Raw genomic sequence first — 8,897 nt, forward strand, 5'->3', positions numbered from 1 at the left:
AGTTCGTCGTTGTAAGCCCTGTAGCCATCCGTGTTTGCATGACTGACGACGGTAACGCTGATGGCCACTTTTGCCATAACCGTGTTTTTCACAGGAGATGTCTGTTCACAAAACGGGCATCTTACATCAACTTTAGCCACTATATTCCACATCCAAAAACGGACATTTCACACTGCAATCAACATATTGAATACACGACCGCCGTTTTTTATTGTCTGTAACCACGGTTAAGTATTGAGACGCAGGAAGAATTGCGGCATAACACAAGTACTCACGATGACAAGGCATGGACTGATACGATGAAATTTCTCGGGAAACTACTGCTCACCTTGCTGTTGCTAGCCCTGTTGGCACTGGTCACCGTGTACGTTGTGTTGCAAACCCACTGGGCCGCAAACCGCGTCACTTCTTGGGTAAATGACAATACCGATTACCAGTTAACGCTGGGAAAAATCGAGCATAACTGGTCAGAAACCGACCATATCGTGTTCAGCGATATCACCTTTGGCGTCAAAGGGCAGCCGTTGACCCTGGCGGCACGTAAAATATCCTTTGGTTTAAGCGCACGCCAACTTACAGAACCAAGCCACTTTGCCAGCTTGGAACTGGAAGGCGGTACCTTAAATCTGCTGCCTAGCAACAGCATTGCCGTTCCGTTCATGGCAGATGTGCTGCAATTGCGCACCATGGCGCTGCAATCGCAAGACGGTGATTGTTCGCTGAACGGGCAGCAAATTAACGGTGGCATCACCCCCTGGCAGCCAGAACAGGGGCATCTGCTCGGCACACAGGGTAATTTTCAACTCAGCGCTCGCTCGCTGCGCCTCAGTGACGTTCCCGCCAGCCAGGTGCTGATTCAGGGTGAAATCAACAACAACCAGCTCACGTTAACCAATTTTGGTGCAGACGTTGCGGGCGGTCAGTTAACCGGTAATGCCCGACGTGCAGAAGATGGCAGTTGGCAGGTGGATAACCTGCGCCTGAGCAATGTGCGTTTACAAACCACAAAATCGCTGGAAGATTTCTGGCAGCCTGTGGCCGAACTGCCTTCGGTAGCGGTTTCCCGCTTCGATATGGTGGATGCCCACATTGAAGGGCCCGGCTGGGCGTTTGGCGATCTCGACGTCACGTTGCAAAATATCACCTTCCGCCAGCACAGTTGGGAAAGCGACGACGGCACACTGTCGTTTAATGCCAGCGACATCGTCAACGGAAGCATGCACCTGATTGACCCTATTGTTAACCTTGCCGTTTCGCCGCAAGGGGTGGCTATCAAACAGTTTACAACCCGTTGGGAAGGCGGTTTGATGCGCACCGATGGCATGTGGACGCGCAATAACCACCGTCTGACCTTGAATGAAGTCGTGGTCGCTGGGATGGAGTATACCCTGCCCATGGACTGGCGTGAGCGCTGGCAGAAGACATTACCGGACTGGCTGAGCGATGTTGAGGTGAAGAAGTTCCGCGCTAACCGCAACCTGCTCATCGACATCAACCCGGATTTCCCGTTCCAGATCACCGCGCTGGATGGCTACGGCAATAATCTGTTGCTGGCGCGTCAGCACCAGTGGGGCGTTTGGCAGGGCACACTGAACCTGAACGCCAGCGATGCCACCTTCAACAAACTCGATGTGCGCCGCCCTTCTCTCGCGCTAAACGCCGGCGATGCGCAAATAGCCATTACCGAAATGAGTGCATTTACGCAACGTGGTCTGCTCGAGGCGCAGGCCACTATTGAGCAACAGCCAGGCCGCGCGTTCACACTGTCATTAACCGGGCGTTCAGTGCCGATGGATACTTTGACACACTGGGGCTGGCAAGCGTCTGAAACCCTTCCCAGCGCCGACAGCAATCTGCAACTGCGTTTAACGGGAAATCTGACCTCCAACACGCCGCTTAAACCGACGCTGAACGGTCTGTTACAGGGGACCACCAGTGATGGCACCTGCGTAAGGCAGCAGATTCAACACGGTGAAGTGAGCAGCGCGCACTAATGACCGTACCGCTACCCCGCTTCCGAGCCGCCTTGTTCCAAGGGATCGGCAGGCTGCGCGGGTAGCACGATATACACGCCTTCAAACACCGCACCGGCCTTATCATCGCCAAACAGCTCAACGTTCAGTTGCACGCGCGCTTTAAGCCCGCGCACCAGACGCGTAAGGTCGCCGCTCAGCGAGCCTAGACGGCCACTGAGCTGGTGCGGCCGGTAATCGGCGAGATTTAACGGATATGCGCATCGGCCAGAATGATGGTGCCCCACAGATGCCGTTCACGCAGCAATAACCAAATCAGTCCCCATCCCGTCAGCGTCGCCAATGAAAACAGGCTACCGGCAAACAGCGTATGGTGCGGATTCTGGTTGCCCGTTTCCGGCATGGTGGTGATAAATTTTTGCCCAGTGTATTGGTTGATTAGCACGCCCATTTTTTCACTGAGCGGGATATGGTCATACCAGGCTTGCTGCAACTGTGCGCACCAATCAGGACGATGCAGGATATCATCCAGTGAAGCAATGGGTTTGGTCATCAGATAATGACGCACGGGGGTGGTTTGCGGTGCGCTGATCTCCCCTTGCAGGGAAAAGCCCAGCTTGGTAAAGAACTCCACGGCATCTTCCCGCGCGCTGCATACCACGCGCTTGACGCCTTCCTGACGCGCGACGGACTCCAGCGTCATCGCTACCAGTGTGCCCAGCCCTTTGCACCGCACGCCGGGATGCACCGCCATAAAGCGAATGGCGGCTTCGTTATCTGCATTAATGGAGAGGCGTCCAATAGCCACCAACAGCCCTTGCTCATCCACCACGGTCTGATGGTGCGCCAGCACGTCATAGGCATCCCGTTCCGACCCTAGTGGCTGGTGTAATGGCTTACGCGGCATCTCCCAGCGGAATTGGTAGTAGGCATCCATATCTTCAGCGGTTTCAGGCACTCTCAGGTGATACATTGCCTCCTCCTTCCGATTGGCGGTGTTGCACATCGGTGACAACGGGCGCGCTGACGCGCACGGCATCGTCACACCTGAAGCCAGAACGTGACTGGCCCGTCGTTAACCAAGTAAACCTGCATATCTGCCGCGAAGCGGCCGGTTTGCGTGTGGGTGCCGTGTTCACGGCACTGGGCGGCAAAATATTGATACAGCCTGTCCGACTCTGCAGGTTCTGCGCCGCGGGAAAAGCTGGGCCGCATGCCTTTTTGCGTATCCGCCACCAGCGTGAACTGCGATACCACCAACACGCTGCCCCCGGTTTGCTGCACGTTAAGGTTCATCTTGCCCTGCTCATCGCTGAAAATGCGATAGCCGAGCACGCGCTCACACAGGCGCGTCGCCTTACGTTCATCATCCCCTTGCTCGACGCCTAACAGCACCAACAATCCGCCTGCGACCTCCCCAACAATGGCGTTGTCCACCGTCACACTGGCGCGGGTAACACGCTGAATTAACGCAATCATAAACGACAACTACTCCTGAACCACTGTTCTTTTAATCGATTTATTATCAAAAATGCCAACCGTTTTTATCACAGCTTACTCGCGTTAGCGACGGTATTGTGTGCAGGGGAAATGGGATGTTCGGCAAAAAACTGTGGCACCGTATCGCGATCGGTCACCAAAATGCTGCGGATCCACAACGCTTGCGCAGCGGCAATATTCTGCTCGTTATCATCGAAGAAGATCGTTTGCGCCGGGGTTGCCTGCTCTTGCGTCAGTACATACTGATAAATTCTCGCCTCCGGCTTACGCATCCCGATATCCTGTGACAGATAGGATAATCAGCAGCCTCGGCCACTTCTGGAAACAGGGCGGGCCAATGCGCGCAGTGCAGGCGATTGGTGTTAGACAAAATCACGGAGCGATGTCCTTGCTGGCGCAGCTGCTGCATCACATCCAGTACCTCAGGACGCAGCGCAACAAAAATGGCCTGCCAGCCCGCCGTAAACTGCTCGTAGCTCAGCAGCATACCCATTTCCTGACTCAGTCGGGCACCAAATTCTTCATCACTGATCTCACCGCGCTCATGCAGTTCAAAGGCTTCATCCATGGTAAAGCGCTCTTTCAGCGTGGCGGGTGGCACACCGCTCAGCTTACTCCACACGCCCAACACACGGTTGAAATCGATATCAATGACAACGTTACCCAAATCAAAGACATAAAGCATTTCGCCCTCCAGACGTTATGGTTGTTTTTTCACTGTAGCGGGAAATATGGCGGCTGAACAGGGAGGAACATAACTAAAACGTATACGAAATACTCACGGCGGGCAGGCGGGATTGGAAAAAGGCAGGGCGCCTGAAAGCGCCCTGGAACGGTTTTGTAAAGAGCGGCGGATTAGCCCTCTTTCGGCCCGCGGTTGGCGCGACGGCGATCGTTTTCGGTCAGGTGACGTTTACGCAGACGAATAGACTGCGGAGTCACTTCAACCAATTCATCGTCATCGATAAATTCCAACGCTTGCTCCAGCGACATTTTCACCGCTGGCACCAGCACGGTGGCTTCATCAGTACCGGAAGCACGCATGTTGGTCAGTTTTTTACCTGTCAGGCAGTTAACCGTCAGGTCATTGGAGCGGGTGTGAATACCGATGATCTGGCCTTCATACACTTCTGCACCGTGGCCCAGGAACAATTTGCCGCGTTCCTGCAAGCTGAACAGCGCATAGGCTACCGCTTTACCCTGACCGTTAGAGATCAGCACACCGTTCTGACGCTGGCCGATATCGCCCGGACGCACATCGTCGTAGTGGCTGAAGGTGGAGTACAGCAGGCCAGTACCGGAGGTCATGGTCATAAAGTCGGTACGGAAGCCAATCAATCCACGGCTTGGAATGATGTAATCCAGACGTGCACGGCCTTTACCGTCCGGGTTCATGTCACGCATTTCGCCTTTACGCAGGCCCAGCGCTTCCATGACGGAACCCTGATGCTGATCTTCGATATCAACGGTAACTTGTTCGAAGGGTTCCTGACGGCGACCATCGATGTCACGGAAGATAACTTTCGGGCGAGAAACTGCCAGTTCGAAACCTTCACGACGCATGTTTTCGATCAGCACTGACAGGTGCAGTTCGCCACGACCAGACACACGGAAGGTATCCGGGTCTTCGGTTTCTTCTACGCGCAGCGCAACGTTGTGTACCAGCTCTTTCTTCAGACGATCCAGAATCTGACGAGAGGTCACGAACTTGCCTTCTTCACCGCAGAACGGCGAGGTGTTAACCCCGAAAGACATGGTAACGGTCGGCTCATCCACCGACAGCGGCGGCAGAGCTTCAACGTTAGTGGTATCACAGATGGTGTCGGAGATGTTTAGTTCACCCAGACCGGTGATAGCGATGATATCGCCCGCCTCTGCGACGCTAGATTCGATACGTTGCAAGCCCAAATGGCCCAACACCTGACCCACTTTACCGTTACGGCGTTTACCTTCCGCATCGATAATCGTCACTTGCTGGTTCGGTTTAACGCGACCGCGTTTGATACGGCCGATACCGATAACACCCACATAGCTGTTGTAGTCCAGCTGTGAGATTTGCATTTGTAGCGGACCGTCCAGATCGACGTTCGGCGCTTCAACGTGTTTGACGATCGCTTCGAACAGCGGCGTCATGTCTTCCGCCATCTCTTCGTGATCCAAACCGGCGATACCCATCAACGCAGACGCGTAAACGATAGGGAAATCCAGTTGCTCGTCAGTAGCACCTAGGTTGACGAACAGATCGAACACCTGATCGACGACCCAGTCAGGGCGCGCGCCCGGACGGTCAACTTTGTTGATGACCACGATCGGTTTCAGGCCATAGGCAAAAGCTTTTTGGGTAACGAAACGGGTCTGGGGCATCGGGCCGTCCATTGCGTCTACCAGCAGCAGCACTGAATCGACCATGGACATTACACGCTCCACTTCACCACCGAAATCGGCGTGTCCTGGGGTGTCAACGATATTGATACGGTAATCTCTCCAGTTAATGGCGGTGTTTTTCGCCAGAATGGTGATACCGCGTTCTTTTTCCAGATCGTTGGAGTCCATAACGCGCTCAGTGGCGTCATTTCGTTCACCCAATGTTCCAGATTGTTGTAGCAGCTTGTCAACCAGGGTAGTTTTCCCATGGTCAACGTGCGCAATAATAGCAATGTTACGCAAATTCTCGATCACAGCTTTGCCTCAGGCATTTAGAAATAGCGCACTATTGTACACGGATTAAGCGAGGGACCAAACGAGATCACACTCCTAAGCGATAAACAACCCAGGGGTGCTTGCTTTGTGATCCCTTTCACGGTGCAACGGCGCAGAGAAAGTAAACAAACGCACACAAACAGTGCACTATTTTGGTGATTATGAACCATAATAGTGCAACGAACGCTAATGGTGCAGGCACTGCCTTCAATGAAAGCCTGAAAACAACGCCTCCCAACCCCATGCGTAGAGTTGGCATGATTTTAGCTTAAACCCTATTACGGTAACAAACATCATTCCATAACGATATTCGTTCCACGACGATAAATGACAAATCGGGAGATCCAAGTATGTCCGCAGAACATGTTTTGACGATGCTGAACGAGCACGAAGTTAAATTCGTCGACTTACGCTTTACCGATACCAAGGGTAAAGAGCAGCACGTCACCATTCCAGTTCACCAGGTTAGCCCTGACTTCTTCGAAGAAGGCAAAATGTTCGACGGCTCCTCCATTGGTGGCTGGAAAGGTATCAACGAATCCGACATGGTGCTGATGCCTGACGCAAGCACCGCTGTGCTGGACCCGTTCTATGAAGACACGACGCTGATTATTCGTTGTGACATTCTGGAACCGAACACCATGCAAGGTTACGATCGCGACCCGCGCTCCATCGCGAAACGCGCTGAAGAGTACCTGCGCTCCACCGGTATCGCGAATACCGTTCTGTTTGGACCAGAACCTGAATTCTTCCTGTTTGACGACATTCGTTTCGGCAGCAGCATCTCCGGCTCTCACGTTGCTATCGATGACATAGAAGGTTCCTGGAACTCCGGCACCAAATACGAAGGCGGCAACAAAGGCCACCGTCCGGCAGTGAAAGGCGGTTACTTCCCGGTTCCACCGGTTGACTCCGCACAAGACATCCGTTCTCAGATGTGCCAGGTGATGGAACAAATGGGTCTGGTTGTTGAAGCTCACCACCACGAAGTGGCAACGGCTGGTCAGAACGAAGTGGCAACCCGCTTCAACACCATGACCAAAAAAGCGGACGAAATTCAGATCTACAAATACGTTGTTCACAACGTAGCGCACGCTTACGGCAAAACGGCCACCTTTATGCCGAAACCGATGTTCGGTGACAACGGCTCTGGCATGCACTGCCATATGTCCCTGTCCAAAGGCGGCACCAACAAATTCTCCGGCAACAAATACGCTGGCCTGTCTGAAGAAGCGCTGTTCTACATCGGCGGTGTCATCAAACATGCTAAAGCGATCAACGCCCTGTCCAACCCGACCACCAACTCTTACAAGCGTTTGGTCCCGGGTTATGAAGCTCCGGTAATGCTGGCGTACTCCGCACGTAACCGTTCTGCTTCTATCCGTATCCCGTTCGTTTCCAGCCCGAAAGCTGCACGTATCGAAGTACGCTTCCCAGACCCGGCTGCTAACCCGTACCTGTGCTTCGCCGCACTGCTGATGGCTGGCCTGGATGGTATCAAGAACAAGATCCACCCTGGCGATGCCATGGACAAAAACCTGTACGATCTGCCGCCGGAAGAAGCGAATGAAATCCCACAGGTTGCAGGCTCTCTGGAAGAAGCACTGAACGCGCTGGACGCTGACCGTGCATTCCTGATGGCGGGCGGCGTGTTCACTGACGACGCTATCGATGCTTACATCGGTCTGCGCCGTGAAGAGAATGATCGCGTTCGCATGACTCCGCACCCGGTTGAGTTCGAGCTGTACTACAGCGTTTAATCAACGACTGCGTACCTATGATTTACCTCGGCGTGGTGGGCGTACTGAACCCTGCCATGACCGAGCATCAACAGAATTATAAGAATATTGTTTTTGTTGCCGTGGAAACTTTTCAGCCCATCTTCGGATGGGTTTTTTTCACCACCGTCCTTATTTCTTTATCATCAATATTGGCCGTTGCGACGTAACATCCATCATCTACACTACAATGCACCGCGAGGGTGCAGGAGTCTGCGTTATGACAACAGGCACACTGCACGATGCTGGGCAGATCCTCAATTCTTTGATCAATAGTATTTTATTGCTGGATAACGACCTGGCAATCCACTATTCCAATACGGCTGCCCAGCAGTTGCTGGCGCAAAGTTCACGCAAATTAGCGGGAACACCGTTGCCGGATCTGCTCAGCTATTTCTCGCTAAATATTGAGCTGATGCGCGAAAGTCTCAACGCGGGTCAAGGATTTACGGATAACGAAGTGGCTATCGTTGTCGATGGCAGAGCACACATCATGCCGCTCACCGCTCACCGCTCACCGCTCACCGCACAACGCATTCAACACAGTTTTATCCTGTTGGAGATGGCGCCGATGGACAACCAGCGCCGCCTCAGTCAGGAACAATTACAGCATTCCCAGCAGCAGGCAGCGCGTGAAATCAAGAATCCGCTCGGCGGTCGTGTATTCAATATGTTGATTGCAGTGTGAAATGTCCGGTTTTGGATGTGGAATACAGTGGCTAAAGTTGATGTAAGATGCCCTTTTTGTGAACAGACATCTCCTGTGAAAAAACACGGTTATGGCAAAAGTGGCCATCAGCTTTACCGTCGTCAGTCATGCAAACACGGATGGCTACAGGGCTTACAACGACGAACTTCCAAAAGTAAAACACATTGTTAGCAAGCTGTATACACAGCGTATTGAGCGTGCACATCTGACACTGCGTAACCGATTGCAACGGCTCAA

Annotated in this window: 4 protein-coding genes and 6 pseudogenes; 5 read left to right on the forward strand and 5 right to left on the reverse strand. The window is 53.2% G+C overall.

The window, feature by feature from the left end; all coding sequences use genetic code 11:
* Positions 1–140 (reverse strand): annotated as a pseudogene (locus QZ506_RS21715) (IS1 family transposase); the annotation flags it as partial.
* Positions 141–299: 159 nt separating this feature from the next.
* Between QZ506_RS21715 and QZ506_RS18820 the strand changes: the two are divergent.
* The gene (locus tag QZ506_RS18820) at positions 300–1,994 is read left to right on the forward strand and encodes an AsmA family protein (protein WP_291973093.1); all 1,695 of its coding nucleotides are present in this window, start codon (positions 300–302) and stop codon (positions 1,992–1,994) included.
* 11 nt (positions 1,995–2,005) lie between these two features.
* Here QZ506_RS18820 and fabY read toward each other — a convergent pair.
* The 4 genes and pseudogenes from fabY to typA form a co-directional block, all read right to left on the reverse strand.
* Positions 2,006–2,946: pseudogene (gene fabY / locus QZ506_RS18825) on the reverse strand (fatty acid biosynthesis protein FabY).
* Between the two features lie 68 nt (positions 2,947–3,014).
* Positions 3,015–3,452, reverse strand: a complete 438-nt coding sequence (gene dtd / locus QZ506_RS18830) for a D-aminoacyl-tRNA deacylase (RefSeq protein ID WP_291973094.1) — start codon at positions 3,450–3,452, stop codon at positions 3,015–3,017.
* Positions 3,453–3,520: 68 nt separating this feature from the next.
* A pseudogene (gene yihX, locus QZ506_RS18835) lies at positions 3,521–4,158 on the reverse strand (glucose-1-phosphatase).
* A gap of 170 nt (positions 4,159–4,328) precedes the next feature.
* Positions 4,329–6,152 (reverse strand): ribosome-dependent GTPase TypA, encoded by a 1,824-nt coding sequence (typA, locus tag QZ506_RS18840; RefSeq protein WP_291973096.1) that lies wholly within the window; start codon positions 6,150–6,152, stop codon positions 4,329–4,331.
* A gap of 371 nt (positions 6,153–6,523) precedes the next feature.
* Here typA and glnA point away from each other — a divergent pair, with 371 nt between their 5' ends.
* The 4 genes and pseudogenes from glnA to QZ506_RS18860 all read left to right on the forward strand — a co-directional run.
* Positions 6,524–7,933 carry a glutamate--ammonia ligase gene (gene glnA / locus QZ506_RS18845; protein ID WP_291973098.1) on the forward strand — a complete coding sequence of 470 codons (1,410 nt, stop codon included), beginning with the start codon at positions 6,524–6,526 and terminating at the stop codon, positions 7,931–7,933.
* Positions 7,934–8,171: 238 nt separating this feature from the next.
* Positions 8,172–8,609 (forward strand): annotated as a pseudogene (locus tag QZ506_RS18850) (PAS domain-containing protein); the annotation flags it as partial.
* Positions 8,610–8,666: 57 nt separating this feature from the next.
* Positions 8,667–8,771 (forward strand): annotated as a pseudogene (locus QZ506_RS18855) (IS1 family transposase); the annotation flags it as partial.
* Between the two features lie 31 nt (positions 8,772–8,802).
* Positions 8,803–8,897: pseudogene (locus QZ506_RS18860) on the forward strand (IS1 family transposase); the annotation flags it as partial.

Origin of the sequence: Candidatus Symbiopectobacterium sp. (assembly GCF_020054415.1) — a bacterium.
In the GTDB taxonomy this organism is placed as follows: domain Bacteria; phylum Pseudomonadota; class Gammaproteobacteria; order Enterobacterales; family Enterobacteriaceae; genus Symbiopectobacterium.